Raw genomic sequence first — 26,805 nt, 5'->3', positions numbered from 1 at the left:
TACAAAAGAAAAGTTCTTAATAAAAAATGATTATCCTTTTCATTGCTTCCATCATATTGTAGAATAAAAGAAATCATAATATTTATGAGATTTTTGCTGTCACCTACCTGGTGGCAGCTTTCGTCGTTTAATAGGGGTATTGATGTTGATTATCCTTCTCAACGGGAATGGAGGAACGAAAAAATGGAATCAGAAGCAAAAACATATGTACAAACAAAAATAAAAAATCAATCAGAGACGCATCTGGTGCAAAGAATTAGACCACATATAGAATTAATAGCTGCTTTGTTTAGTGGTGTCCTAATCCTAGCTGGATGGATACTCGATCGAAATGACCTTTCCACTGCGTCTGTCACTGCTTATGTTTTGGCATTCGTTATAGGCGGATTTGCGAAGGCAAAAGAAGGCATTGAGGAAACAATTGCCAATAAAGAACTAAACGTCGAGATGCTAATGATTTTTGCCGCTATTGGATCCGCCATCATTGGTTATTGGACAGAAGGAGCCATTTTAATATTTATCTTTGCTGTCAGCGGAGCACTCGAAACCTATACAATGAATAAAAGTCATAAAGAAATCTCAGCTCTCATGGATTTACAGCCTGAGGAAGCATTGCTCATTCGAGATGGAATAGAGAAGAAGGTCCATGTCTCCCACTTGCAGATTGGTGATCTTATTTTTATCAAACCGGGAGAGCGTGTTCCATCTGATGGAAAAATTGTAGATGGCTCAACCAATCTTGATGAAGCTGCCATAACCGGTGAATCCATCCCCATTTCAAAAGGAATGGCAGATGAGGTTTTTGCTGGTACAGTTAACTTAAATGGCGCGATTACAGTTGAGATTACGAAGAAAAATGATGAGACACTCTTCCATAAAATAATACAATTAGTCCAATCCGCTCAAAGCGAAAAGTCTCCTAGCCAGCTTTTTATTGAAAAGTTTGAGGGCAAATATGTAAAAATCGTGCTTGCAGTTGTTGTACTCATGATGTTCTTCCCACATTTTCTTCTTGGCTGGAGCTGGAATGAAACATTTTATCGTGCGATGATTTTACTTGTTGTCGCCTCGCCATGTGCGCTTGTTGCTTCGATTATGCCTGCGACTTTATCTGCCATCTCAAATGGTGCAAGAAAAGGTATCTTGTTTAAAGGCGGCGTTCATCTTGAGAACTTGAGTCATCTGAAAGCCATTGCGTTTGATAAGACTGGAACATTAACAAAAGGAAAACCAGAAGTGACTGACTTTATTGTAAAAACTGGGCTTAATCATGATGAGATCCTACAAAAAGCAGCTTCAATTGAGAACCAATCTACTCACCCGCTCGCAAATGCGGTCGTCAAGTATGCCAATAAGCATCTTCAGGTCTCCTTTATTCGACCGGAAGGCCTTGAAGATGTTGCCGGATGGGGAGTGAAGGCCAAAATTGGCCATGAATCGTGGAAGATAGGAAAAGCTGCATTCATTGGGAAGGACGAAGCATCAAGCTTTGCCAACGGTATAGCGAGCAAACTTGCTCAAGAAGGAAAAACCGTTGTTTTCGCGCAAAGGAATGAAGAAATTGTTGCCATTATTGCGTTAAAAGATGTAGTGAGAACGGAAACAAAAGACGCAATAAATCAATTAAAAAAACAAGGTATCTACACAATGATGCTAACTGGCGATAGTCAAACCACCGCTTATGCTATAGCAAGTGAAAGCCATGTCAATGACTTCATCGCTGAATGCTTGCCGGAGGAAAAAGTCAATCATCTTAAAAAGTTAAAAAAAGATTACGCTAATGTTGCAATGGTTGGTGATGGAATCAATGACGCACCTGCTCTGGCAACAGCAAATGTAGGAATAGCCATGGGGGAAGGCACAGATGTCGCTCTTGAAACGGCTGACGTCGTTCTTATGAAGAATGACCTTCCAAAAATTGCAGAAGCCATTGAACTATCACGCAGAATGAACAAGATTGTGAAGCAGAATGTGGTTTTCTCAATTACCGTAATTATGATTCTGATTGCCTCTAACTTTCTGCAAATTCTCGACCTGCCTTATGGGGTCATTGGACATGAGGGATCCACCATATTAGTGATTCTTAACAGCTTGCGATTGCTTAGAAATTAACATTTTAGAAAAAGGCCCCTGCCATGGGGCTTTTTTTTGTACTTATTCTTTTTATTAAATATCAAAAAAAGCGGTAAAAGTCATTCTAAAATGACTTTTACCGCTTCTAATTAATGATATCCATTTTGTCCGTTGGCAGATCCTGATGTTTTATGCTTTGGCTTGTTTTTCCCTTTTTGCTTTGTTCCGCCGTCTTTTTTTGTATGCTTTGTCATATCAATTGCCCCCTGAATTCGTAATTGGTCTTGCAATTATAGTATTTGCAAACAGACTAACCATTAATAAGGTAACTTCTACTATCACTATTCCGCATGCGCTTTTTTGCTTTTATTAATCATTGCGTTGATTTCTCCACCAATCATAATTATGATTCCTGACAAATAAAACCAAATCATGAGAATAATGATAGCGCCAATACTGCCGTATGTCGCTGAGTAATTTGCAAAATTACTTACATAATAAGAGAAAGCATAGGATGCGACAATCCAGCCAACCGTTGCAAAAATAGAGCCGGGAAGAACGGTTACCTTCGTTAGCTTTTTATTCGGGGCGAACCAATATAAACCGGAAAAGATCAGAAAGATAATCATAGGACTGGCAAGCCAACGGAGCATATTCCACAATGAGAGGAATTCATCCGACAGTCCAAGTCCATTAAATAAAAGCAAACCGATTTGTTTTCCAAATACAGGAAGTAACAAAGCGACAACAAACACAAAGATCATGGATATCGTCAACAAAATAGCAACACCTCTTGCTACCAAGAATGATCGGCTTTCCGGAACATCATAAGCACGGTTAAAAGCTCTTACAATTCCATTAATCCCATTCGAGGCTGACCAAAGGGTGGCAAGTACTCCAAATGATAATAGCGTTCCATTTCTTGTGGACATTTCATTGAGATTATTTTCAATTAATGACATCGTTTCTTTTGGAGCAAAATCTCGTACAATCCCAAAAATATCTTCCTGTGTAATAGGCAAATATGGAAGTACGGATATTAGAACAATTAATAAAGGAAAGAGGGATAATAAAAAGAAATAAGCCAACTGTGCTGCTATGCCAAACACATCGTCTTTTTGAACCCTGTTCCAGAGCTCCTTGCCAAATCCAACGGCTTTTTCCATTCTCCACCTCCATAGATCTATATTTGAGGTTTGTTTACCTCTTCTTTTTCGATGTTTCCAATTCTTGAACTTCCTTGACTGAAGGCATCCTTTGTATTTTCGGCCGCTTCTCTGAGATCTTCAACCGTATGAGTGATAAACGCAACATCTTCACTAACTTGCTCTGCGGCAATTTTTATTCGTGCTGACACATCCTTTACTTGATGAACCACTTCATCAGGATGTTTTATGTAATAAGTGATATTGCCAGTTGTTTGTTTACACTTTACTTTTGCTGTCTCTCTTGTACTGCGATCGAGCATACTCAAAGCTCCACCTGCTATCGCTCCCGCTAATACACCTTTCCAAAACAATGATTTCCCCATTTTGACATTCTCCTTTTTTTAAAATACTAGATGATTTTGTATATGAACTCTACTTCTACATTTTCTGCTATTTCCCCATCTTCATGCAACCAATAAGAGAAAGATTCAACCTGATGCCTCTCATTTTGCGGTTGACTTTTCTCCCCTAACATGGAAAGATGAAAATACCTATGATTAACAAGGGGGAGGAACCACTGCATGAACTTATCACAAAAGTCTATTGAAAATGTGGATTATATGATTGAAAAAATTAAAGAGAAATTAAAAGTATTAAACTTTGGGGCAATCAAGCCATCCCATTTTGATGAAGAAATGTATGAAGAGCTGAAAGAAATTTATGAACTAGTAATGAAAAAAAACTCATTCAGCCCTAATGAAATGCAAGCCATCGCCGAAGAACTAGGCAACCTAAGAAAAAACAAGTGAAAAAAGAAATGCGTAGGTGGCTCGTTCAGGGACGACAAGCTTAAGATGGATATGAAATGAAGGTTGATCTTCACCTTCAATTCATATCCGGCTTAAGACCTCGAGTCCCTAGCCACCGTAGCTAGACAAAAAGAAATGCGTAGGTGGCTCGTTCAGGGACGACAAGCTTAAGATGGATATGAAATGAAGGTTGATCTTCACCTTCAATTCATATCCGGCTTAAGACCTCGAGTCCCTAGCCACCGTAGCTAGACAAAAAGAAATGCGTAGGTGGCTCGTTCAGGGACGACAAGCTTAAGATGGGTATGAAATGAAGGTTGATTTTTACCTTCAATTCATATCCGGCTTAAGACCTCGAGTCCCTAGCCACCGTAGCTAGACAAAAGAAATGCGTAGGTGGCTCGTCCCAGGGAAGATAAACTTAAAGCAATTCTGAAAAAGGTTGATCTTCACTTTCTGGGAGCAAGGCTTAAGGACTCGAGTCATTAAATACCGCAGATAGAAAGCAAATGCAGCCATTCAAAATGGCTGCCTTGCTTGTTTTAATCTTGATCTGTTAGTATGATTGGCCCCTTGGTTGTGATAGCAATTGTATGCTCATATTGTGCTGACAAAGATTCATCTATTGTTCGGGCAGTCCATCCATTCTGATCCATCCTCGTTTGATATTTGCCCATATTCACCATTGGCTCAATGGTAAATACCATTCCTTCCTTTAATCTTGCTCCTTTACCAGGTAAGCCGAAGTGAGGAATATCAGGCTTCTCATGTATGACTGCTCCTATCCCATGACCAATGAAGTCGCGCACTACCGAAAAGCCCTCCTGTTCAACAAAGGTTTGAATGGCATGACCAATATCTCCTACACGACTTCCAAATTGAGCATGCTCAATTCCCTTATATAAGGATTCCTTCGTTACATTCAACAGCTTCTCTGTCTCATTTGAAACATCACCGATTGCATATGTCCACGCTGAGTCAGCTAAGGCACCGTTGTATTTTACGACCATATCGATTGTGACAATATCGCCTGCAGATAGCTGCTGCTTCCTTGGAAAGCCATGGCATACTTCGTCATTCACACTGGCACATGTGGCGTACTGATATCCTCTATAGCCTTTTTGTTCAGGTGTTGCTCCATGCTTCCTTAAAAACGATTCAACAAACTCTTCAATTTCCCAAGTTGTTATGCCTGGCTTTATTAGCTTGGCAATCTCTTTATGGCATGTAGCAAGTAATTTACCAGCATCGGCCATTTTCTCAATTTCCCTCGGTGATTTAAGTACAATCATATAACGACCTTCCTTCATCTATATATACTTTAGAATATTACAGTCTTCTATTTAATATTATCGCTGAAGGAAAGGTTTTTCAAAAATATCTTTTAAGATAATAATTCCAATGACTCTTTTGTAAATGCAGGAATATCATCAGGTGTTCTACTAGTAACTAACTGATTTTGGCAAACAACGACTTCTGTATCCTGAACTTTCGCACCTGCATACTCCATATCGACTTGAATGGATTTATAGCCTGTTGCATCTCGATTCTCTAGAGTTTTTGCAGTAATTAATAGCTGTGGTCCATGACAAATGGCAAAGACAGGCTTCTTCGCATTCATCATTTCTTTCGTAAATTGCACGAAACGATCATCCGCACGAAGAATATCTGGTGAAAACCCTCCTGGAATGAATAGAGCATCAAAGTCATTTGCACTTACTTCATCGATTCCTTTGTCTATCTTTACGTTTGCATTCCCTTGTTTTCCTTCTACTGATTTCCCTTTTTCCTTTTCAATAGTAATTACCTCATGACCTGCCTCTTTATAGCTCTTAGCAGGATCTGTATATTCAGAGTCCTCAAACATATTTGTGATTAAGCAAGCAATTTTTTTTCCCATTGATTGTCACTCCTCATTAGAAATATAATACTATTATGAGGGTTTCCCTAAAAATTCATCCTTAAAACCTATAGTTGCTTATTTCAGAACCATAGATTTCCCTCAATGAACTAGATATAATGATGTCACACCGTAATTTTCGGAGGCAAATGATGAAAGAAATAACTGTGGAAGATCTTATGAATTTGGACAAAATGATTCCAGTAGATATTAGATCACCACTAGAATTTAATGATTTCAATATTCCTGGATCAGTTAATGTGCCTCTCTTCTCAGACAATGAACGTGTTGAAATTGGAACATTATATAGAAAAAAAGGTGCGGACGCAGCAAAATGGAGAGCAATGGAAGTCGTCTCTCCAAAAATACCATCTATTCTTACAGAGGTGACAGCTCTCAGTAAAAACGGTTATCAACCATTTATTTATTGCTGGCGCGGTGGAATGAGAAGCAAAGCAGTTACTACCTTTTTAGAATACGCTGGTACACCTTTTCCGCGGTTAATTGGTGGATACCGTGCATATAGACAATATATATTGGATGAAATTCCACAATTAATTCCCCCCAAAGCCATTGTTTTACACGGAATGACTGGTGTAGGCAAAACACGAATATTAAATAGGCTAGAAAAATATGGCTACCCTGTTCTTGACTTAGAGAGAATAGCGAACCACAGGGGTTCCATCTTCGGTCATATTGGATTGGGTAATGCTAACAATCAAAAAACATTTGATGCTTCATTATTTCAATCACTACTTAATAAGAAACATGCACCATTTACTTTTATGGAAGCAGAAAGCAAAAGAATAGGAAGGGTTGTGCAGCCAGATAAGCTGCTTGAACTTAAGCAAAATGGTCTTCATATTGATGTGCATGCAAGTTTAGAAACCCGAGTAATGCGAATTTATGAAGAATATGTTATTCCCTATGAGAAGGAGGCTTGGTTTGCAGACAAAGTAGCAGAAGGAATATCTTTAATTATCAAGCGGATAAAGGGTAAAGAAATCATCTGTTTGATTGAAACTGCTATAAATGAACATAACTATTATACATTGATCTCTCTTTTATTAGAGCATTATTATGACCCAAGATATACCTTTACGCTTAAACAATATGAAGGAGATTTCTATCCTATTTATGCTGATGATTTAGATGCCGCGATAGACCATTTAAAACAACTAATGATAGAAGAAAATCTTCAAGTTTAATTTTTTGTTCACATTATTACAAATAAAATACTACCAGATTAAATTTTTTGTACAAAAGGTAACATAGAATATATGCTAGCGTATTCTCTGATATGATATTGTTACCAACAAAGAAAGATAGATAAGGTGTGAGATGAATGATTGGTAATCGTGTAAAAAAGATGAGACAAGATAAGAAAATGTCATTGTCAGAATTAGCAGATCAAGCTGGTGTGGCAAAATCGTATTTAAGTTCATTAGAAAGAAACCTTCAAACAAACCCTTCTATTCAATTTCTAGAAAAAATTGCTGGCGTTTTACATGTTCCCGTCGACCATTTAATTCATGAGCAAATAAATAAAGATGATTTAGACTCAGAATGGATGAATATTGTTAAAGAAGCAATGGAATCTGGCGTCTCGAAAGAAGAGTTTAAAGAATTCCTAGATTTTAATAAATGGAAAGTGAATAATAAATAAAGCATCTGATACTTATAAACTCTTACCATTATGAAAGCCCAAAGGTCTTTAAATAAAGACCTTTGGGCTTCTTTTAAAGCGCTTTACTTTCTCTAAATTCTTTCTGAAGAAATACTTTAATCTCTTCTTTGTCTATACCTAAATTTTTCGCGTCCAAAATGAGTTGCAACCATTCAGCGTCAATATTTTCAAATGCCTTTAGAGAATCATTCAACATTATCCCTCCAAAATAAGACTCTTAACGAGGCAATCTGCATCAAGGTTGCTCTTTACTCTTAAATGTAGCTGATTCCCTATTATCTCTACTTTATGCCTAGGTCATTTTACACTTACGGATACTTTCAAACTGATTTTGTAATATATTTCTATTGTAACTCCAAATAGTCTGAAAATGAGAGATTTTCTTTCTTCATTTTCCTGCAAAATGCGACAATTGAATGTTTTATATACTTTTTTGAATAATAGGGGATTTGCTTTGAATCAAATGATCACCTTTCAGCTCATAACCCTTTCTATTGGGACATTTTTCTAACATCCTTGTTGGAAAGTTAGGAAAATGATCTAAGTTAGTCTGACAATAGGGACAATTCCAGCCTTTCATCTCACTGCTGCTATATGATGGGCGATTACATCGAAAACAAATCTTCAATAACATGTCCTGCACACCTTCTTAACAGTCTTTCTTTATACTGTTTTATATATGTTCTCACTAAAGAACGATAAGTAAATTATAGTTCATTTGAATTATTTTATAAAATAGGAAAGAATGGAGAATTTGCGTTATAAAGAACGATTTTCGCAATAATCCTTTCTCTTTCACTCATTTACTCAATATTTCATTTATTTATTCTTTTTTTATCGTTCGTTATAATGAAAAAAATACTATAAAGGAGCTTAAACTCATGATTGGAAACAGATTAAAGACTTTACGTAAAGAGAAGGGGTATTCTATCAATGAGCTAGCAGCAAAAGCTGAGGTTTCCAAATCATATATTAGTTATATCGAAAGAGGAATCCAGCAAAATCCTTCTCTTCATGTTCTTGCAAAACTTGCAAACTCATTGGAAACAACTGTAGAAGAATTACTCTACCAAAGAAACAATGGAATCGATGATGAATGGATTTCCATTATTAACAGAGGAATTGAACAAGGAGTTACGAAAAGAGAACTTATTCAATATTTGGATTTTATGAAGTATTTAAAGCAAAAAGAACTAATTAATGAATCAAAATCTATAAAATTCAGAACTGCTATACACCGTTCTTTATAAACCTGAGCTCTCCTCAGCCAAGATTTAATGTAAAAAAACAGCTCACCCGATTAATCGGATGAACTGTTAAATAAATTATTTTTGTAAGTCAACTGCTATTTGAGCTCCTACTACTGCATTATGTTTAACTAATGCAATATTGGCTATTAAGCTCTTCCCTTCTGTTAGTTACTTCACTTTACCGAGTAAAAATGGCGTAACATTCTTTCCGTTAATCGAGTTTTCTTTTGCTTCTTTCAGTGCCAGATTAATAATATTTGTAATGACTTCTTCATCCATTGCATCTGCTTCAGGAATTGGATTAGCAATCACGATGCCGCCGTTCAAGCCTAAATCCCATTTCGCTCTGATTAAGTTTGCTGCTTCTTCTGTTTGATCTACTCTATAATTCACATTAAATGGACTTGTACGTGTATAGAACGCTGGAAGCATATCAGTTTCAAACCCAACCACTGGTACACCATGTGTTTCTAAGTATTCCAAAGTCAATCCGATATCAAGGATGGATTTTGCACCTGCGCAAACTACTGCAACATTTGTTTGAGCAAGCTCTTGCAGATCTGCAGAGATGTCCATTGTACGCTCTGCTTCTCTGTGAACACCGCCAATACCGCCCGTTACAAAGACTTCAATACCTGCAAGCTGTGCGCAAATCATCGTTGCCGAAACAGTTGTAGCCCCATGTTTTTTTGTAGCTACCAAGTAAGGGATATCTCTGCGGCTAGCCTTTGCAATATCATTACTTGTAGCTAAAAAGTCAAGCTCATCATCCGATAAGCCAATTTTTATTTTGCCATCAATAATAGCGATTGTCGCAGGTACTGCACCATTTTGGCGGATAATTTCTTCCACTTCTTTTGCCATTTTTACATTTTGCGGATAGGGCATTCCATGTGAAATAATTGTTGATTCAAGCGCCACAATCGGTTTATATTCTTTCTTTGCTTCCAATACCTCTTCTGAGTATTCCAACCAATTTTCTGTCATTGTCTCATCGTCTCCTTATAAAAAATTCTCTTGGAAAGTTTCTTGTAATCTTTTATGGTTTAAACTAGGATTCACTGTTTCGTTCGACTGTAATGTTAAGTTGGAACATGATATGCCTATTTTACATGCATTTTCTACATCCATCCCTTTTAAATGGGCGTAAATAATCCCTGCAACAAGAGAATCACCGGCTCCTGTTACATCTGACACCTTTACTTTTGGAGGTAGAATGACGCCTGCTTCTCCCATTTTTGTAAAGTAAATAAGCCCTTTATCGCCTCTTGTAATGACAACTCTTTCAACACCCTTTTGCATAATTAGCTCAGCGGATTTAAAAAAGTCGCCCTCCTGCGTAATTTCAATGCCTGATAAGGCTTCCGCTTCATCTCTATTGGCAATGAGCCAGCTTACGCCATTAAGGATGCCAGGAAGCTTCTTTACTTTTGGTGCAGATACAGGTGTGATGCATAATGGAATATCATCTTCCTCACATCGTGTAATGATTTGCTCCATCACTTCAGCAGGAAAGTTTGTATCTAAAATGACCATTTCAGCTGATGCAAAATAACCCCATTTTTTTTCAATGAACTCTCGACTGATGCTGTCATAGATAGACATATCTGCAAGGGCAACAGCCATTTCACCTTCATTATCAAGAACCGCTGTATAGGTACCTGTCGTTTGATCCGCCAATGCTTGCGAAGGTGTGATATCAACAAAACATTCGGTTTGCTTCATTAGCCAGCTGCCTTCATGATCCTCGCCAACTGCAGTTAATAAGGAAACATCCGATCCTAGCCGACCTAGATTTTCTGCAATATTTCTAGCCACTCCACCACAAGATTGTGAGCTCTGGGCCGGATTGGAAGTTGCAGCCTGCAGCTTTTCAATGCTTTGGATCTTTCTATCTATATTCGATCCCCCGACGCAAAGGATATCTTTCTTATTCGGAAGCACATAAGCTCTTCCATGAATATTCCCCTGCTTTGTCAGCGAGGAAATATATCCTGCAACCGCTGAGCGTGAAAGGCCAGTTTTAGCTGCTAGGTCTACTTGGGAGATGAATGGATCCTCTTTTATTAACTGCAATATGACCGCTTCTTTTTCATTCATTTGATTCCCCCCTTTAATAAAACCGCAAGCGCCTTGCTCACCCTCAGGCTTAGACCATAAAGGGGGTAGACGCTGGAGCTAGACATTATTCTAACTTAAAAAGTTAATCTTTCATTTTAATAAACCAACTTTTGTTTACATTATAGACTTTTGTTTATAAATAAATCAAGCATTATATATTTCGTTATGCGAAACTTTTAATAGACATTTACCTATTTTTCGATTATAGTTAGCTAGGTAACTATTTTATGAATTGGGGATGTCAATGAATCAGCATAGCGAACTTTTTCACTCTATTAACCAAACATCACGCCATTATTCAAAATTATTGAATGAAAAACTTGTTCCACTTGGATTGTATGCTGCACAGTGGAGCATCATTTTTCTTTTAAAAAGAGATGGTGCACTATCTCAAAAAGAAATCTCTCTCTATTTGGGAGTAGAGGCGCCAACGATGACGAGAACCTTAATAAGAATGGAGAAATCTGGTTGGATCAATCGTGCAACTGGAAACGATAAACGCGAAAAAATGATTCAATTAACTGCAGCTTCTGACAATGAATATCCCAAATGGATAAATGCGGTGCGGGAAGCAGAAGAAGCTACGCTCGAGAACGTTAATGAAGAAGAAATCAATGGTTTCCTCAACACCATGAAAAAACTAAAAAATAATTTGGAATAAAGTCAGGCGGCAATCAGCTTGGCTCATTGTCACCTGACCTCATTACGTTAGGAGGACATCATGAAGAAAGAATCTTTATGGACAAAAGACTTTTTAGGCATATCTTTTATTAGTTTTTTTCTATTTGTTGTATTTTATATTTTGCTAACTACTCTTCCAATTTATGTATTGGAGGACTTAAATAGTAGTGAATCAGCAGTTGGTTTAGTTACAGGCATCTTTCTAATTTCAGCCGTACTATGCAGACCCTTTACAGGAAAATGGATTGATTCGATTGGCAGAAAAAAAATTCTTCTTTTCTCCGTTTTTATCTTTTTCTTTTCCAGCTTGTTTTACCAATGGGCAGATTCAATTCCTTTCTTAATTGCGTTAAGATTTTTCCATGGCATCGGTTTTGGTATGGCGACAACCGCCACTGGAGCGATCGTTGCTGATCTTATCCCTGAAAAAAGAAAAGGTGAAGGCCTCGGATATTATGCTCTTTTCATGAATTTGGCGATGGTTATTGGTCCTTTTACCGGGTTAACGATTGTCCAATATGCTAATTTCTCTTGGGTGTTTACGCTTTGTCTTATCATGACGGTGATTGCATTACTATTATCATTCATCGTGCGGTTTCCCGAAGCAGCCGTATCATCTGAACCACATGCCTTAAAGAAAAAAGACTTTTCTCTGTCAAGTTTCTTCGAGACAAAAGCGATACCCATTGCCATTGTCGGTGGAATTTTAGCATTGGCTTATTCAGGCGTGCTTTCCTTCATTTCCATCTATGCAAATGAGTTAGGTTTAATGGAAGCTGCAAGCTTTTTCTTTGTCGTTTACGCAGCTTTTACTATCGCATCACGGCCGTTTACTGGGCGATGGTTTGATATTTATGGCGAAAACCGAATCGTTTATCCCGCAATTATTTTATTTGCAGTCGGAATGTTGTTGCTCAGTCAAGCAACAAATACCTTTTTCTTTCTTCTTGCAGGCGGATTAATTGGGCTTGGCTATGGAAATCTCTCACCTGCTTTACAAACCATTGCCATTCAAAACGCAGATCCTGCAAAAAGAGGACTTGCTACATCCACATTCTTCACCTTTTTCGATACCGGAATCGGATTAGGCTCATATGCATTAGGTGTAATTGCTGTGTATACAGGATTTTCATCTCTTTATTTCATACTAGGCGGTGTAGTGTTACTTGCTTTAATCGCTTATTATTTCCTTCATGGGAGAAAAGTAAGCTGGAATGGAAACGTTATTCAGCCATCAAAAAACATCACCTGATTATTCTCAGATGATGTTTATAACATAATAGTTAAAGATGCAGCTCTCTTTAGCAGGATGCATCTTTAATTTTTTTCTACTTCACTTCTAGGCAAAATTAATATTTCTACACGGCGGTTCTTTGATTTCCCTTCATTTGTAAGATTATCAGCGGTTGGCTGGTATTCTCCAAACCCTTTTGCACTAAACCATGCAGGATTCAATTCTTTATTTTTTAAAAGAACCTTCATAAAATTGACTGCCCTCATCACACTTAATTCCCAGTTTGATTCATATTGAGAATTCCTGATTGGAACATTATCTGTATGGCCGCTAATAATGATATTTCGAGGTGGATTAATAACTAGCAGGTCTGAGATTTCCTGAGCAATACTTAAGTCCTTAGATCTCACATCTGCACTTCCTGAATGGAATAGGACATTTTCTCTTATTGTGATTAATAGGCCTTCGGTGGTTAATGATGTCTCTAGCTTATCTGTAAGCTCCTTATCATCAATGTATGTCTCCACTTTCATCTGAAGCTCTTTTAATTCTTCCTGATCCTTTTCCTTATCCATATAATCATTTGGAATGGATTGCTTTTTTATCGGTTCCATATTGCCATCTGGCATCGGGCTAGGGAAATCTAATACACCCGTCCCTCCTGAAAATACTTCGTTAAATGAACGGGAAAGCTTTTCAAACTTCTGAGCATCGACAGAGCTCATAGCGAATAGAACGATAAATAGAGCAACGAGCAAGGTAAGTAAATCCGCATATGGAAGCAGCCAGGATTCATCAATATGATCCTCATGATTACCCTTCTTACTTCTCCGTTTACTCATTTGAGTTCACGCTGCTTTCTTTCAGAAATAATGTTCTTTCACTTCCTGGCAAATATGAAGCGAGCTTTTGCTCAATGACACGCGGTGCTTCTCCTTCTAATATGGATAAAATCCCTTCGATCATTATCTGCTTCTGCTTTGCTTCTATTTTTGATTTTCTTTTTAACTTATTTGCAAACGGATGCCAAAGGACATAACCAGTAAAGATACCCATCATCGTCGCTACAAATGCTGCACTAATCGCTTCACCTAATAGATCCGTGTCATTCATATTTCCCAATGCTGCAATTAAGCCTATGACTGCACCCAGCACACCTAATGTAGGGGCATAAGTTCCTGCCTGTGAAAAGATTTGCGCTCCCGATTGGTGTCTTTCCTCCATTGCGTCTATTTCTTCATTTAACACATCTCTTATATAATCTGCACTTTGACCATCCACAGCAAGTGATAGACCATTTTTTAAAAACTGATCCTCCACTTCATCTATTCTTGCCTCTAAAGATAGCAGACCTTCTTTCCTAGCAAGTTGTGCCCAGTCTGAGAAAAGTCTAATTAATTCTGCAGGATTCATTTCAGTTTTTTCTTTGAAAAGTACACCCACTATTTTGGGGATGCGCTTTATTTCACTCGTAGGAAAAGCTGTAATCACTGATGCCGCTGTTCCGATGACAATAATAAGAATGGCTGCTGGGTTTAGCAATACTCCTAATCCGACCCCTTTGAAAAACATACCTAAGACGATCGCAATTAAACCCAATACAACCCCTATCCATGTTGCTTTATCCATTAAGTATCACACCTATCCACATAATATAACTTTAGCCCTGTATAACTGTATTTTTTCGGAATTAATCTTGGTTAAAACAACCTTGTTATTTATTATTTCGACAAAATTCATTGTTTTTTAAGATAGAATACAAGGTCTTTTTACCTATTTATCATATAACACAGATAATAAATGAACATCCCGAGGGCTAAATGCATAAGAATATGCTCATAAATTGTGGGTTGGATACAATTCATGGTGAGATAAAGCAAGCTTGTAAACGCATACCCGAATGAAATAAAGTAAAACAAAAAAGCAGATAGGAATCATCCTATCTGTTTAAAGTAAATGTTTATTTATGTACCCTGCATTCTTTACCACTCGGTATGCCATGCGTAAGCTTTCCGGTACAGAGGCTAAATCATCATTAGGAAACGGCTTCCCATAACCTGGTAAACCCTCGAATTCACACTCTCTCTGGGCCTTCTTAATCCGTTCTTCCGCTCTCATCCAAAAGAAATCCATTTCGATCCTCTCCTTAAATGAAATGCCTGAATCCCTAAACTTCATTAGAAAACCTTATATTCATAATACGTATTTTCATACATACGAACAAAAAGAATGGTAAAACTACTGGGGTGAGATGAGAAAGGAGCGATGAATATGTCTCGTGGAGAACATTTTAATCATAAGAAAAAACAACACCCAGGTGAATTGCCTGAAAATGCAATAATTGAAAAAAAAGCAACAGAAGCACAGGAAGATGAAGAATTCCTAGTAGTTCAGGAAGCATTTAAAAACCGGATTGAAGAAGATGAAAACAGATAATTATTTAGAGAGTGCACTATTCGTGTCACTCTCTATTTATCAACAATGCTTTAACCATTCTGCACATGCTTCAATATCTTTAGAAAACACCCGGTCCTTGGTAATCGATGGGACTATCTCTCTCCCCTTATCGTAAAATGCTCTAGTGGCTTCAGCCATTTTTTCTACTCCCCGCTGCTCTACTGCCTGCATGGCACATATTAACTCAATCGCTAATACCTTATTAACATTACGAATGATTTGATGGGCATGACGGGAACCTATTGTACCCATACTTACATGGTCCTCCTGGTTAGCAGAAGACGGGATTGAATCCACGCTGGCAGGATGAGCCAGTGTTTTGTTTTCTGATACCAGCGAGGCTGCACAGTATTGCATAATCATCGCGCCCGACTCTAGACCAGGATTGGGACTTAGGAAAGGTGTGAGATCGTTTAATTGCGGATTGACTAGTCTTTCAATTCTTCTCTCAGATATATTCGCTAATTCTGCCACCGCAATTTTCATGAAATCCATCGCAAATGCAATCGGCTGGCCATGAAAATTACCTCCTGAAATGACTTTATTGCCATTATCAAAAATAAGCGGGTTATCTGTAGCTGCATTCATTTCAATTTCCAACTTTTCCTTTACATAATCAAGCGCCTGCCATGTAGCACCATGAACTTGAGGAATACAGCGAATAGAGTAGGCATCCTGTACCCGAATTTCTCCTTGCCTTGTGGTGAGCTTGCTTCCCGACAAGAACATCCTCATTCTTTTTGCTGTATCTACCTGCTGCTGGTAGCCTCTTGCAAGATGAATCTCTTCTTCAAAAGCATCGATGATTCCGTTTAATCCTTCCATTGTGATGGCTGCAATCAGCTCACTTTTAAAAGCAAGGTTTTCCGCCTCTAAATAGGCAACTACCCCCATAGCTGTCATCGCTTGTGTTCCATTGATCAGCGCCAGCCCTTCCTTTGCTTCCAACGTGAGAGGAGCAATCCCTTTCTTCTCTAATATTTTTAAAGAAGGATAAATTTCTCCTTGATAGAAGACCTCACCCTCGCCAACGAGGGCTAATGCCAAATGAGATAAAGGTGCTAAATCCCCGCTAGCCCCGAGAGAGCCTTGCTGTGGAATCACTGGGTGAACCTCTTGGTTAATGAATGCAACCAGGATTTCAATTAGTGCTGGTCGCACTCCAGAAAAGCCTTTGATTAGCGCATTCGCACGTAAGAGAAGCATCGCTCTCGATACAGACTCAGGGAAAGGATCACCAACACCACAAGCATGGGAGCGTATCAGATTAATCTGCAGCTCCTTCACATCACAGGCATCAATAAGGACATCACTAAACTTACCGAAGCCTGTATTAATTCCATAAATCGTTCGATCATCTTGTACGATTTTTTCCACTGCAGCATGGCTGTTCATCACGTCCTGCATGCTTTCAGCAGCTACCTCTACTTTTTCCTTTTGAAATATGACTCTTTTAACCTCTTCAACATTCAGTGTTTTCCCAGTTAGAGTAACCATCTGACTTGCCCCCTTATCACGGTAATAGAATAAAGAAAAGACCAAGTATCAAATAAATTGCTTGATACTTGGCCTTTTATTGAAATTATGATTTATTAATGGGATTCTTCTCATTTTCATCATTCCTATATAATCTGTCTTGTTAATTATTGTACGGTTTACTCATTCATAAAGTCAATTAATATATTCCATTATTTAACAAATTAGATTGGTAGATGAGTAATGTACTAAAGGAAAAAACACCTTTACTATAGTTCTTTTTTAAACTGAGCTATACGAATTCCTTCACTTACAGTGAATTCATCGTGAAACTGAAAACCAAGTTTTTTATATAGGTAAACGGCTGGTTTATTTAAACTTGCAGTTGCTACAAGAACCGTACTGACTTTATTCTTCTCCATTGATAATACACTCTGAATCATTTTTGCGGCAATCCCTTGGCGAAAATACTGGGGGTTAACCATGACTCTGTGGATATCCAAAACAGATTGATCCACTTTATAAGAAATGACTCCTGCAAGTTCCTTTCTATCAAATTCCCCATAAAAGGTTTCTCCGCTATTCATTAAATCCGCTGCCGATTCCTTTAAGGGCGGCAATTCTGTTGAACCAATCAGGCTCGCTTCTATCGCATAGGATGCAAGCTGTAAATTCAGCACTTTCTCTGCAGTTTGCTTTTCTGTAATCTTTAAGCCTTCCATCTTATCACTTTCCTTCTTCTTGATACCTTTATCATAATCTTTAATGTATAAGGTTCACAATACAAATTATCCTCCTTTTCCGCTATACTTGTATAGGAAGCTGAAAGTATCTCACCCTTTATGGCGAGGGTAAAAATGTTGTTTTAGAAAAGAAAGGGGCCATTATGAAATCACTTGTTCTAGCAGAAAAACCCAGCGTTGCACGCGAAATTGCCCGTGTCCTCGGTTGCAGCGGGTCACATAAAAGTTATTTAGAAGGAAGTCAATATATTGTCACTTGGGCACTAGGACACTTAGTTGAGTTGAAAATGCCTGAGCACTACGATAATAAATATAAGCAATGGAATCTTGAAGACTTACCGATCATCCCTGATCAAATGGGACTAAAGGTCATGAAGCAAACAAGTCATCAATTTAAAGCAATTGAACATCTTGCTAAGCGAAACGATATTAAAGAAATTATTATTGCAACAGATGCCGGCCGGGAAGGTGAGCTCGTCGCTCGCTGGATTCTAGAAAAAATCCGGTGGAAGAAGCCGATTAAAAGATTATGGATTTCTTCTGTCACTGACCGCGCGATTAAAGATGGATTTAAACAATTAAAGCCAGGAAAGCAATTTGATGATCTATATCAATCAGCCGTTTGCCGAGCGGAAGCTGATTGGCTCATTGGTTTGAATGTTACTAGAGCACTAACAACAAAGTATCAAGAACCGTTATCAGCAGGGCGTGTACAAACCCCTACTCTATCGCTTGTCATGGAAAGAGAAAAGCTGATTCAAAAGTTCGTTCCTAAAGAGTACTGGACAATTAAGGCGCAAGTTGGACCGCTCCATGCCGATTGGGAAAAGAATGGAGAAAAGAAGATTTTTTCTAAGGATACCGCGGACAATATTGTAGAAAAAGTAAAAGGACAATCTGCCACCATTCAAGCAATTAATCGCAGCGAAAAAACGGAAGCACAGCCTATGCCGTATGACTTGACTGAGCTACAAAGAGACGCAAATAAACGCTATGGCTTCTCAGCGAAAAAAACTTCAAATGTTCTGCAAAAGTTATATGAGCAGCATAAGCTTGTGACCTACCCTCGAACAGATTCTCGTTATTTAACAAAAGATATGGAAGGCACGATGATCGATCGTCTTCATGGGATTTCTTCAGCTTATAAAGACGAAGTCAAGCCAGCTTTGATGAATAAGGGAAAGGTTATGGCGAAGCGTGTATTCAACAATGAAAAGGTGACAGACCATCACGCGATTATTCCAACAGAGGAGCGCGTCCATCTAAGGGACTTAGATACAGATGAACGTAAATTATATGACTTAATCGTCAAACGTTTCCTCACACTGTTCTATGCACCTTATAAATATGAAACCATCCATGCTGTCCTTAACATGAACAAAGAAACATTCATTGCAAGAGAAACTGCAGTCATTGATTTAGGCTTTAAACAGATCACTGGAAATACCGAAGAATCCAATAGCAAGAATAGCTTAACAGCTCTCACACAAGGAAAAACCTTCAAGGTGCAGTTGGTGGAATCAGATAAAAAATTAACCGAGCCCCCACTCCGTTACTCTGAAGCAGATATCCTTCAGCAAATGGAGAAATACGGTCTTGGCACCCCTGCAACAAGAGCCGAGATTATCGAAAGGCTCCTTGCCACAGAGGTAATCGAAAGGCAGAATGGCCGTCTCTTCTCAACTCAAAAAGGTAAGCAGCTAATGGAGCTTGTGAACGAAGATCTAAAATCACCTGAGCTCACAGCTAAATGGGAAAAAGAGCTGGAACAAATTTCTCGAGGTAAAGCCGACGCAAAAGCCTTTCTAAAAAACATTAGAGAGCAAACAAGGCACCTTGTATCAGAAGTAAAGAAAAGCGATAAATCTTATAAAGCCCATAATTTAACCGGCTCCAAATGTCCCGAATGCGGTTCCTTCTTAAAAGAAAGAAATACGAAAGAAGGAAAAGTACTCGTATGCTCGAGCCTTGATTGTAATTTCAGAAAGAGAAAAGATCCGAAATTATCCAATCGCCGTTGCCCACAATGCCATAAAAAAATGGAAATGCATAACGGAAAAGCAGGTACTTACTTCCAATGCCGTCCATGTAATGTCGTTGAAAAAGCAACCGATAAGAAAAAGAAAATCAATAAACGCGAAGAACGACAGCTTGTACAAAAATACACGCAAAAAGAGGACTCCTTCGGCACAAGTCTTGGAGACCTATTGAAGCAAGCAATGAAAGATAAAGATTAAACCAATTTTGGAGGAGCGATTAACTATCGCTCCTTTTTAAAATAGAGTGTGTTCTATAGGAAGTTGAATTGAAGAGGCTTTGGTTAGGGGTGATATCGGCGATCATTTTCTTTGATCGGCTATTCCGCCGCTAGAGCTAAGGTCAGTCTATCTGAAACAAAGCTTTCCCTCAAAATGGTGGTTGCCTACTCGAAAAAGTCATCGTCTGATAGGATATCGACCAATTTTTTTAATATATCGACGATCATCTGAATATATCAGCGATTTTCATTTTTTATCGGCGATCTTTTAATTTTATCGGCGATCTTTTAATTTTTTTCGGCAAATCCACTTTATTGAACAAAGATTAGTCTATCTGAAACAAAGCTTTCCCTCAAAATGTTGGTTGCCTACTTGAAAAAGTCATCGGCTGATAGGATATCGACCAATTTTTTTGATATATCGACGATCATCTGAATATATCAGCGATTTTCATTTTTTATCGGCGATCTTTTAATTTTATCGGCAATTCCACTTCTTGAACTAAGTTCAATCCCCGGCTATTCTACCCGCACTCTTCTTTTTGTCATAATACGCTTGTCCATTCCATAGCATGTACAGGCAGCCATTGTGCTGACCTTTTAAAAAAGGGAGTGGATAGATTGTTAAATAGAATGGCTAATCGTTTTTCAAAGCTTGTTGAAAAATACCTTCCTGATGCCTTTGTAATTGCTGTCCTTTTAACTCTTTTTGTTTTTGTTGTTGCCTTTTTTATGAAGCCCGCAGATCCTTTATCAACATTTAAATCATTTGGAAATGGTTTCTGGTCGTATCTTACTTTTACGATGCAAATGATTTTATTATTAATGACTGGAATGGCTTTAGCTGCCGTCCCTTTTATTCAGCGCTTTTTAACTGCTTTGGCGTCAAAAGCCCAAACCGCGAATCAGCTTATGTACTTACCTTTCTTGTCTCTTCTGCTGCTTATTATATAAACTGGGGACTTGCTGTTATTGTGGGAGCAATCATTGCCCGCGAGGTTGGAAAAAGAAATCAGAATGCTCATTTTCCATTATTGGTTGCTGCAGCTTATGCGCCAACTGTCATTTATACCGCAGGACTATCAAGTTCAATCGGCCTCTCTGTTGCCACAAAAGGCCATTTTTTAGAAGAAGTAATTGGTGTGATTCCTACATCTGAAACAATCTTTCATCCTGGCACAATTACAATTCTAATCGCCCTCGTCATCACCATGCCAATTTTCATTATTTTAATGGCTCCAAAAAAAGATATTATTCCATTTACATCTTCTAATAAAACCGAAGCTAAGAGTAAAGCTATTGCTGAAACGGATAGCTCAGAAAACTATCCGGCGATTAAACTGGAAAAAACGCCGATTCTAGGAATTTTATCTGGATTAATCGGCTTAATCTATATTATTGCTGAATTTATTAATGGCAGGGATCTTGATCTAAACATCATTAATCTTACATTTTTATCTTTAGGGCTATTGTTTCATCAATCCTTATCCCAATACGCACATGCATTTAAAGACGCCGCGACATCTATCTCTCCCATTATTCTGCAATTCCCTTTCTATGCTGGAATTATTGCTGTACTCGGGAGCTCAGGATTAGCTGAATCTATTGTCAATTGGATGGCTTCAATTTCAAATAAGGATACTTTTGATGTATTCACGTACTGGACGGCTGGACTTGTCAATCTGCTTGCCCCATCTGGCGGTGGCCAATGGGCTCTGCAAGGCCCCCTTCAAGTTGCCGCTGGCGCTCAGCTTGGTGTTGACCATTCAATCACCGCGATGGCTGTCGGATGGGGAGACGGCTGGACGAACCTTATTCAGCCATTTTGGGCATTGCCTATTTTAAGTGTGGTCGGATTACACATACGCCATATCATGGGGTATTGTATTCTTTTAAGCATTTGGGTCGGTGCGCTCACCACTGTTCTCTTGTTTTTCGTTTACTAATTCCCTTATTAAATGCGTTAGTCATTTCAGCGTATCACTCCCTGACGAGTGTTACGCTTTTTTTGTATTTTTTACTTTCCCTCTTGCCCAACTATGTCACACCGTGATATAGTCACGATACGACATAGTTGGATGAGGTGCTTCATTTGGACATTGAAAAGGTTGTAAAAAAGTATATCCCCATGTCTGAAACAGCATTTTATATTTTATTGTCCTTAAAGCAGCCGCGGCATGGATATGGAATCGTTAAGCATGTAGAAGAAATTACAGCGGGGCGCATCCATCTAGGGTCTGGCACTGTCTATGGGACACTGATTAAAATGCAAAAAGATGGGATCATTACTGTTTTTGCAGATGAACAACGCAAAACCGTATATGAAATGACAGATGTTGGAAAGCAATTAATGAGTTACGAAATCAATCGATTGAAAGAGCTTTACGAAAATGCATTAACATACGAGGAGGATTTGTTATGATGAAGGTTTTTAAGCCCTTTTGGAGCTATGATATTCATAAGACAGAGGCTTGGTTAAATGAAATGTCAGCTAAAGGTCTCCATCTAAATACATTTAATCGTTGGACACGGTACTTCTTTTTTCAAAAGGGAGAACCCAAAGCTAATTATTATCGGATTGGGTATGATAAATTACAGCAGAATCCTGCATCCTCTTCTTTAATATCTGATGGCTGGAAAATCGTTTGCAAACAAAACAGTTGGTATATTCTCTCTAACGATAAGGCGATGAAAGACATAAAAACAAGTACAGTCCGTACCGGAATCATTAAACGGAATCGAATCCTTTCGATGCTTTTCTTCTTCCTGTTCTGTTATTTTACAGCTACAATGATTACTAACTTATCGCTCGTAAGTTTAAACCTCATAAACGATGGAGAAATCAGCTTCGTCAAGAGTCCCCTTTGGAGTATTACCTTTATAGTGTTGGGACTGGGCATGGCCTTTTATATCCTATTGATATACTCAATCGTTAAATTGAAGAAAATCAATCGGATATTACTGCTGGAAAATGAAATACCTGAGATGATACAGAGCAGCTTAGATCAACCACCTTCAAAGAAACAAGAAAAATTGCTCAAGCGTGATGGAAAAATCTTCGTCAGAAGAAAGTACGGCTGGATGTACGCACCCGATAAATTGGAAACATGGTTGGAAGGCATGGAACAGAAAGGTTTCCATTTATACAGAGTAAATAAATTTGGCACATCCTTCTATTTTAAAATTACAAAGCCTCGACTAGTCAGCTTTTGTACAGATTATCAAAATATTTCGGATGAGTCTTACTTAGATATACATAAAGAAGCTGGCTGGCATCATGTATTTAGCTCCTTCTCCTCCTTGCAAAAATGGACTATTTGGAGCAAGGAATATACAGACGGAGAGTCAAAACCGCGCATCTATACTGAACCAACTCATATAATCAAACAGGCAAAAAAGGTAGCCTTAGCCTATTCTATACTATTCATGCCGCTGATCATCATGTACCTCTTTATTTTTGGAATAACATTACAAGCTCCACCAACTGAGGAAGCTTTTACTATTATGCATTGGAACCTTCTCATGTACGCGATAGCCATGATTATGTTCGGCTCTTTTGTAGTAAGATCGTGGCTTTATTATTTTAGAATGAAGATATAATATCATATCCACGAGCAGTTAAATATGTTTCTTTTTTCATTTAGAAAAGCTACAATGGAAATGAAGATTTTGTAAAAAGGAGTGTACATAAAATGAGTAATTTTAATCAAAACCTAGAAAAATATGCCGAGCTCACTGTAAAGGTTGGCGTCAATGTGCAAAAAGATCAAACGCTTGTAATCAACACAACGCTTGACTCTGCTGAATTAGTCAGATTAATTGTCAAGAAGGCTTACGAAGCAGGAGCGCATAACGTAGTTGTCAACTGGAGCGACGACACAGTTACACGCACAAAATATGAAATGGCTCCAGATAAAGCCTTTGAAGAATATCCGGAATGGCGTGCAAAAGAAATTGAAGCGCTTGCTGAAAATGGCGCAGCCTTCATCTCAATTGTTTCTGCAAGCCCAGATCTATTAAAAGGCATTAAGGCAGAAAAAATTAGTACTTTCCAAAAAGTATCTGGTCAAGCGCTATCTAAATATCGCCGATTCATTCAATCAGATAAGGTGAGCTGGACGGTTATTGCAGCACCATCTGAAGCGTGGGCTAATATGGTTTTCCCTGACTCACCTGCTGAGGAGAGAGTAGAAAAGCTTTGGGATGCTATCTTTAAGGCAACAAGAACAGACTTGGATGACCCGATTGAAGCATGGAAGCAGCATGATGCGAACTTACATGAGAAGGTTGATTATCTAAACAGCAAGCATTATAAGAAACTCCACTATAAAGCTACTGGAACAGACTTAACCATTGAATTACCTGATACACATCTTTGGGTAGGTGCAGGCAGTGTCAATGAACAAGGTCATGAATTCATGGCCAATATGCCTACAGAAGAGGTATTTACCGTCCCGCATAAAACAGGTGTAAACGGTACTGTTGCCAGCACAAAGCCTCTTAGCTACGGCGGTAATATTATCGATAATTTCTCAATTACCTTTGAAAATGGACGAATCGTTAAGGTTGAAGCGGAGTATGGAGAAGAAATCTTAAAGAATTTAGTTGATACGGATGAGGGCTCGCATTATCTTGGAGAAGTGGCTCTTGTACCGTTCCAATCACCGATCTCACAATCCAACCTGCTCTTTTACAACACATTATTTGATGAAAATGCATCCAATCACTTAGCAATAGGAAGTGCTTATGCATTTTGTATTGAAGGCGGCAAAAAAATGAACAGCGAAGAATTAGCTGAACATGGTCTTAATGAAAGCTTGACACATGTTGACTTTATGATTGGTTCTGCTGAAATGGACATTGATGGAATCACAGAAGACGGCAAATCAGAGCCTGTATTCAAAAATGGCAATTGGGCATTTTAATTTTTCCATTCCCAGCTGTAATCCTTACAGCTGGGATTTTTTTAAAAGATAAGGAAGTATAACTTTTATAAAGCAGGAAAATGTCTAGGTCCTAACACTTTTAAATGAAAAGCAAATAGACCGCATCTTCCTGTTTTTTGAAAAAATCAGGGTGCAGCCTTGTGAATTTTCCCACATGTTAAAAAATGTTAATTCCTTCTCAGGAAAGCTCTGTTTAACTCTCCATTTTCTTCAGTGTCTAATTCGATCGTATATTTATCCGCATGGTAAATGGCAGTCAATTTCCCGTTCTTATCTTTTTGATATTCTGGTTCACCAAATATCGTTATTACTTCATTTAATGTCGTTTTCATTCGTTCACCAGGAATAGCTACCGCTGTAACACTTCCAGTTTCAGCTTCAAAATAATATGTCGTTTCAGGGTACATTAGGAATTGCGATCCATTGACGGTCCCCTCTTTAATAAAGTTCGGGTTCGATTTTTTTATTTCACTAATATTTGTCCCAATCGGGTAAGGACTTCCCATAGGAATACCAAGCTTTGCACGCTCAATTACTTCCGTTGTTATTTCAAAGTTATGATAAGGGAAAAACTGTTCCTCTTCTTCGTTCCAGATGTCAATCCAACCATTTGTTAAAAGACCATCTTCACCAATTTCATCTTCCTTCACCATGGATTGATCATGTAATGAAACTGACATAGATTCTCCATCCATCACCCAAGTTGAAAATGCCCAGCTATTTTCAGATGTTAAATGTTGAGCTGTTTGAATAAAACGCTGATTTAAAGCCTTTATCTTCGAACCAGTGAGATTGATCAGCTCTCCGTCTTCCGATTTTACTTCATGGAGCTTGCCTTCTTCTACTGCCAACAGGTTTAAACGTGAATGTTCCTCATCCATTTCCTGCGGCAAAACAATCAATGTCTTTTTACTTGTATTTAACGTATAGACGCCATCTCTATTTAATTCAAATGTATAAGGTACATCCGCTAAAACTTTTTGCTTATAGGCTTTTTCTCCATCCAACTCACCTATATAAAATGAATAATTCCCAGTGAAAGTCACTGTGTCTTCCTTATTGGAAGATGTTTCATTTACTTGAGTGGATTGTTCTTCATTTTCAGCATATAAGAAAACTTTGTAGTCTTTTTCGTTATCTGTGATCTCGAATTGGTAGAGCGCTTCATCTTGTAATATAGCAATATCTTTTACTTCGATTTTATCTATTTTATCTTCTTGAGATTGTTTACCTTTAGGCTCAAGCACTTGATATTCAGAATTTAAAGTAGCATTGTTTTCTTTTAAACAGCCGGCTAATACGACTGAAAACATTAATATATATAAATAACTTTTCATTAGAATCTCCCTAACTTGTTAGAAAAAACAACATTTTCACGCCGTTTTCTCTTGGGTAGTTTATTTCCATTCTAAAGTGTAACAAATTTGAAACAATACTACAAATGTAATAAGAATCAGTTAACTTGATGTAATGTCCTGATTTCTTCAGAATCCTATGTTTAAATAGAAATATGTATGGCTAAATAACTAAAGTCTCAATTTTACATAAAAGTAGTTAAAAAGTGGATATTTTAGTACAATAAGCCTTAAATTAATAAGGAGGGTGATTATCCTATGATGAAGGAATTTAAAGAATTCGCCCTGCGAGGCAATGTCCTCGATCTCGCCGTTGGGGTGATTATCGGTGCAGCTTTCGGAAGTATTGTGACTTCTCTAGTGGATGATATTATGATGCCTGCAATAGGTATTCTTATGGGGGGCGTTAATTTCTCTTCATTATCCTTTACATTTCATGACGCAACAATCAAATATGGCGTATTTATTCAAACTGTGTTTGATTTTCTAATTGTCGCCTTTTCTATCTTCCTTTTTATTCGCATCATCAATAATAGGTTAAGAAAGAAAAAAGAAGAAGAACCCGCGGTCGAGGAAATAGATACGAAAGAAGAATTATTGATGGAAATTAGGGACCTTTTGAAAAAAAACAACAATATATAATGTTTATCAAGTAGCTCAGGCCTTCT

General features: G+C 38.0%; 24 protein-coding genes and 3 pseudogenes. 14 read left to right on the top strand and 13 right to left on the bottom strand.

Going from position 1 to position 26,805, the window contains the following annotated elements; genetic code table 11:
- The first annotated feature begins 183 nt into the window (after window positions 1-183).
- Window positions 184-2,112, top strand: coding sequence for a heavy metal translocating P-type ATPase (locus J2S17_RS16705; RefSeq protein WP_307476793.1), 1,929 nt, complete (start codon window positions 184-186; stop codon window positions 2,110-2,112).
- 302 nt (window positions 2,113-2,414) lie between these two features.
- Here the strand turns inward: J2S17_RS16705 and J2S17_RS16700 are convergent, their stop codons facing one another.
- Window positions 2,415-3,239 (bottom strand): YihY/virulence factor BrkB family protein, encoded by an 825-nt coding sequence (locus J2S17_RS16700; RefSeq protein WP_307476791.1) that lies wholly within the window; start codon window positions 3,237-3,239, stop codon window positions 2,415-2,417.
- A gap of 17 nt (window positions 3,240-3,256) precedes the next feature.
- Entirely contained in the window at window positions 3,257-3,604 is a 348-nt protein-coding gene (locus tag J2S17_RS16695) for a YtxH domain-containing protein (RefSeq protein ID WP_307476789.1), read from the bottom strand.
- 198 nt (window positions 3,605-3,802) lie between these two features.
- On the opposite strand from J2S17_RS16695, the gene J2S17_RS16690 reads away from it, so the two are divergent.
- Complete coding sequence (locus tag J2S17_RS16690) at window positions 3,803-4,030, top strand: DUF1128 domain-containing protein (RefSeq protein WP_307476787.1); 228 nt, start codon at window positions 3,803-3,805, stop codon at window positions 4,028-4,030.
- Window positions 4,031-4,572: 542 nt separating this feature from the next.
- Here J2S17_RS16690 and map read toward each other — a convergent pair.
- Complete coding sequence (gene map, locus J2S17_RS16685; protein ID WP_307476785.1) at window positions 4,573-5,322, bottom strand: type I methionyl aminopeptidase; 750 nt, start codon at window positions 5,320-5,322, stop codon at window positions 4,573-4,575.
- Window positions 5,323-5,414: 92 nt separating this feature from the next.
- Entirely contained in the window at window positions 5,415-5,930 is a 516-nt protein-coding gene (locus J2S17_RS16680; RefSeq protein WP_307476783.1) for a type 1 glutamine amidotransferase domain-containing protein, read from the bottom strand.
- Between the two features lie 152 nt (window positions 5,931-6,082).
- Here J2S17_RS16680 and mnmH point away from each other — a divergent pair, with 152 nt between their 5' ends.
- Both mnmH and J2S17_RS16670 read left to right on the top strand, forming a co-directional pair.
- The gene (gene mnmH / locus J2S17_RS16675; protein ID WP_307476781.1) at window positions 6,083-7,138 is read left to right on the top strand and encodes a tRNA 2-selenouridine(34) synthase MnmH; all 1,056 of its coding nucleotides are present in this window, start codon (window positions 6,083-6,085) and stop codon (window positions 7,136-7,138) included.
- A gap of 137 nt (window positions 7,139-7,275) precedes the next feature.
- Complete coding sequence (locus tag J2S17_RS16670) at window positions 7,276-7,596, top strand: helix-turn-helix domain-containing protein (RefSeq protein WP_307476779.1); 321 nt, start codon at window positions 7,276-7,278, stop codon at window positions 7,594-7,596.
- Window positions 7,597-7,669: 73 nt separating this feature from the next.
- On the opposite strand, the gene J2S17_RS16665 is transcribed toward J2S17_RS16670, so the two are convergent.
- Entirely contained in the window at window positions 7,670-7,810 is a 141-nt protein-coding gene (locus J2S17_RS16665; protein ID WP_370875050.1) for an anti-repressor SinI family protein, read from the bottom strand.
- Window positions 7,811-8,498: 688 nt separating this feature from the next.
- Here J2S17_RS16665 and J2S17_RS16660 point away from each other — a divergent pair.
- Window positions 8,499-8,867, top strand: coding sequence for a helix-turn-helix domain-containing protein (locus tag J2S17_RS16660; RefSeq protein WP_307476775.1), 369 nt, complete (start codon window positions 8,499-8,501; stop codon window positions 8,865-8,867).
- A gap of 75 nt (window positions 8,868-8,942) precedes the next feature.
- Here the strand turns inward: J2S17_RS16660 and J2S17_RS16655 are convergent.
- A pseudogene (locus tag J2S17_RS16655) lies at window positions 8,943-9,854 on the bottom strand (pseudouridine-5'-phosphate glycosidase).
- Between the two features lie 15 nt (window positions 9,855-9,869).
- Entirely contained in the window at window positions 9,870-10,967 is a 1,098-nt protein-coding gene (locus tag J2S17_RS16650; RefSeq protein ID WP_307476772.1) for a carbohydrate kinase, read from the bottom strand.
- 265 nt (window positions 10,968-11,232) lie between these two features.
- Between J2S17_RS16650 and J2S17_RS16645 the strand changes: the two genes are divergently transcribed.
- Complete coding sequence (locus J2S17_RS16645) at window positions 11,233-11,649, top strand: MarR family winged helix-turn-helix transcriptional regulator (protein WP_307476770.1); 417 nt, start codon at window positions 11,233-11,235, stop codon at window positions 11,647-11,649.
- Between the two features lie 60 nt (window positions 11,650-11,709).
- Entirely contained in the window at window positions 11,710-12,921 is a 1,212-nt protein-coding gene (locus tag J2S17_RS16640; protein WP_307476768.1) for an MFS transporter, read from the top strand.
- A 65-nt stretch (window positions 12,922-12,986) separates the two neighbouring features.
- Here the strand turns inward: J2S17_RS16640 and motB are convergent, their stop codons facing one another.
- From motB to J2S17_RS16625, 3 genes and pseudogenes are all read right to left on the bottom strand, one after another.
- Window positions 12,987-13,745, bottom strand: coding sequence for a flagellar motor protein MotB (gene motB, locus J2S17_RS16635; protein WP_307476766.1), 759 nt, complete (start codon window positions 13,743-13,745; stop codon window positions 12,987-12,989).
- The gene (gene motA, locus J2S17_RS16630; protein WP_307476764.1) at window positions 13,738-14,532 is read right to left on the bottom strand and encodes a flagellar motor stator protein MotA; all 795 of its coding nucleotides are present in this window, start codon (window positions 14,530-14,532) and stop codon (window positions 13,738-13,740) included. The genes motB and motA overlap by 8 nt, the downstream gene beginning before the upstream one ends.
- A gap of 339 nt (window positions 14,533-14,871) precedes the next feature.
- Window positions 14,872-15,036 (bottom strand): annotated as a pseudogene (locus J2S17_RS16625) (DnaJ family domain-containing protein); the annotation flags it as partial.
- A gap of 138 nt (window positions 15,037-15,174) precedes the next feature.
- Between J2S17_RS16625 and J2S17_RS16620 the strand changes: the two are divergent.
- Window positions 15,175-15,339: a hypothetical protein gene (locus J2S17_RS16620; protein WP_307476762.1), complete on the top strand. Its 165-nt coding sequence runs from the start codon at window positions 15,175-15,177 to the stop codon at window positions 15,337-15,339.
- A 39-nt stretch (window positions 15,340-15,378) separates the two neighbouring features.
- Here J2S17_RS16620 and hutH read toward each other — a convergent pair whose 3' ends face one another.
- A complete protein-coding gene (gene hutH / locus J2S17_RS16615; protein WP_307476760.1) occupies window positions 15,379-16,857 on the bottom strand; it encodes a histidine ammonia-lyase in 1,479 nt (492 codons plus the stop codon).
- A 248-nt stretch (window positions 16,858-17,105) separates the two neighbouring features.
- A complete protein-coding gene (locus J2S17_RS16610) occupies window positions 17,106-17,558 on the bottom strand; it encodes a GNAT family N-acetyltransferase (protein ID WP_307476758.1) in 453 nt (150 codons plus the stop codon).
- Between the two features lie 164 nt (window positions 17,559-17,722).
- Between J2S17_RS16610 and J2S17_RS16605 the strand changes: the two genes are divergently transcribed.
- The 5 genes and pseudogenes from J2S17_RS16605 (at window position 17,723) to J2S17_RS16585 (ending at window position 24,761) form a co-directional block, all read left to right on the top strand.
- Window positions 17,723-19,816, top strand: coding sequence for a DNA topoisomerase III (locus J2S17_RS16605; RefSeq protein WP_307476756.1), 2,094 nt, complete (start codon window positions 17,723-17,725; stop codon window positions 19,814-19,816).
- Window positions 19,817-20,469: 653 nt separating this feature from the next.
- Window positions 20,470-21,782 (top strand): annotated as a pseudogene (locus J2S17_RS16600) (short-chain fatty acid transporter).
- Window positions 21,783-21,928: 146 nt separating this feature from the next.
- A complete protein-coding gene (locus tag J2S17_RS16595; RefSeq protein WP_307476754.1) occupies window positions 21,929-22,258 on the top strand; it encodes a PadR family transcriptional regulator in 330 nt (109 codons plus the stop codon).
- Window positions 22,255-23,436, top strand: coding sequence for a DUF2812 domain-containing protein (locus tag J2S17_RS16590; protein WP_307476752.1), 1,182 nt, complete (start codon window positions 22,255-22,257; stop codon window positions 23,434-23,436). The genes J2S17_RS16595 and J2S17_RS16590 overlap by 4 nt, the downstream gene beginning before the upstream one ends.
- A gap of 92 nt (window positions 23,437-23,528) precedes the next feature.
- Window positions 23,529-24,761 (top strand): aminopeptidase, encoded by a 1,233-nt coding sequence (locus J2S17_RS16585; RefSeq protein WP_307476750.1) that lies wholly within the window; start codon window positions 23,529-23,531, stop codon window positions 24,759-24,761.
- 188 nt (window positions 24,762-24,949) lie between these two features.
- Here J2S17_RS16585 and J2S17_RS16580 read toward each other — a convergent pair whose 3' ends face one another.
- Window positions 24,950-26,119 carry a hypothetical protein gene (locus J2S17_RS16580; protein ID WP_307476748.1) on the bottom strand — a complete coding sequence of 390 codons (1,170 nt, stop codon included), beginning with the start codon at window positions 26,117-26,119 and terminating at the stop codon, window positions 24,950-24,952.
- Window positions 26,120-26,395: 276 nt separating this feature from the next.
- Between J2S17_RS16580 and mscL the strand changes: the two genes are divergently transcribed.
- Window positions 26,396-26,779: a large conductance mechanosensitive channel protein MscL gene (mscL, locus tag J2S17_RS16575; RefSeq protein WP_307476747.1), complete on the top strand. Its 384-nt coding sequence runs from the start codon at window positions 26,396-26,398 to the stop codon at window positions 26,777-26,779.
- Window positions 26,780-26,805 lie beyond the last annotated feature (26 nt).

Source organism: Cytobacillus purgationiresistens, assembly GCF_030813235.1.
Taxonomy (GTDB): Bacteria; Bacillota; Bacilli; order Bacillales; family Cytobacillaceae; genus Cytobacillus; species Cytobacillus purgationiresistens.
The sequence above is the reverse complement of the archived record's forward strand: the minus strand, read 5'-3'. Positions and strand labels throughout refer to the sequence as shown.

Bases quoted from the DNA above. Each gene is read 5' to 3' on its own strand.
- J2S17_RS16695 (WP_307476789.1), bottom strand. From the start codon at position 3,604: ATGGGGAAATCATTGTTTTGGAAAGGTGTATTAGCGGGAGCGATAGCA.
- J2S17_RS16690 (WP_307476787.1), top strand. From the start codon at position 3,803: ATGAACTTATCACAAAAGTCTATTGAAAATGTGGATTATATGATTGAA.
- J2S17_RS16610 (WP_307476758.1), bottom strand. From the start codon at position 17,558: ATGGAAGGCTTAAAGATTACAGAAAAGCAAACTGCAGAGAAAGTGCTG.
- motB (WP_307476766.1), bottom strand. From the start codon at position 13,745: ATGAGTAAACGGAGAAGTAAGAAGGGTAATCATGAGGATCATATTGAT.
- J2S17_RS16640 (WP_307476768.1), top strand. From the start codon at position 11,710: ATGAAGAAAGAATCTTTATGGACAAAAGACTTTTTAGGCATATCTTTT.
- J2S17_RS16620 (WP_307476762.1), top strand. From the start codon at position 15,175: ATGTCTCGTGGAGAACATTTTAATCATAAGAAAAAACAACACCCAGGT.
- J2S17_RS16705 (WP_307476793.1), top strand. From the start codon at position 184: ATGGAATCAGAAGCAAAAACATATGTACAAACAAAAATAAAAAATCAA.
- J2S17_RS16580 (WP_307476748.1), bottom strand. From the start codon at position 26,119: ATGAAAAGTTATTTATATATATTAATGTTTTCAGTCGTATTAGCCGGC.
- J2S17_RS16650 (WP_307476772.1), bottom strand. From the start codon at position 10,967: ATGAATGAAAAAGAAGCGGTCATATTGCAGTTAATAAAAGAGGATCCA.
- J2S17_RS16585 (WP_307476750.1), top strand. From the start codon at position 23,529: ATGAGTAATTTTAATCAAAACCTAGAAAAATATGCCGAGCTCACTGTA.
- J2S17_RS16700 (WP_307476791.1), bottom strand. From the start codon at position 3,239: ATGGAAAAAGCCGTTGGATTTGGCAAGGAGCTCTGGAACAGGGTTCAA.
- mnmH (WP_307476781.1), top strand. From the start codon at position 6,083: ATGAAAGAAATAACTGTGGAAGATCTTATGAATTTGGACAAAATGATT.
- mscL (WP_307476747.1), top strand. From the start codon at position 26,396: ATGATGAAGGAATTTAAAGAATTCGCCCTGCGAGGCAATGTCCTCGAT.
- J2S17_RS16660 (WP_307476775.1), top strand. From the start codon at position 8,499: ATGATTGGAAACAGATTAAAGACTTTACGTAAAGAGAAGGGGTATTCT.
- J2S17_RS16590 (WP_307476752.1), top strand. From the start codon at position 22,255: ATGATGAAGGTTTTTAAGCCCTTTTGGAGCTATGATATTCATAAGACA.
- J2S17_RS16605 (WP_307476756.1), top strand. From the start codon at position 17,723: ATGAAATCACTTGTTCTAGCAGAAAAACCCAGCGTTGCACGCGAAATT.
- J2S17_RS16670 (WP_307476779.1), top strand. From the start codon at position 7,276: ATGATTGGTAATCGTGTAAAAAAGATGAGACAAGATAAGAAAATGTCA.
- hutH (WP_307476760.1), bottom strand. From the start codon at position 16,857: ATGGTTACTCTAACTGGGAAAACACTGAATGTTGAAGAGGTTAAAAGA.
- J2S17_RS16645 (WP_307476770.1), top strand. From the start codon at position 11,233: ATGAATCAGCATAGCGAACTTTTTCACTCTATTAACCAAACATCACGC.
- map (WP_307476785.1), bottom strand. From the start codon at position 5,322: ATGATTGTACTTAAATCACCGAGGGAAATTGAGAAAATGGCCGATGCT.
- motA (WP_307476764.1), bottom strand. From the start codon at position 14,532: ATGGATAAAGCAACATGGATAGGGGTTGTATTGGGTTTAATTGCGATC.
- J2S17_RS16680 (WP_307476783.1), bottom strand. From the start codon at position 5,930: ATGGGAAAAAAAATTGCTTGCTTAATCACAAATATGTTTGAGGACTCT.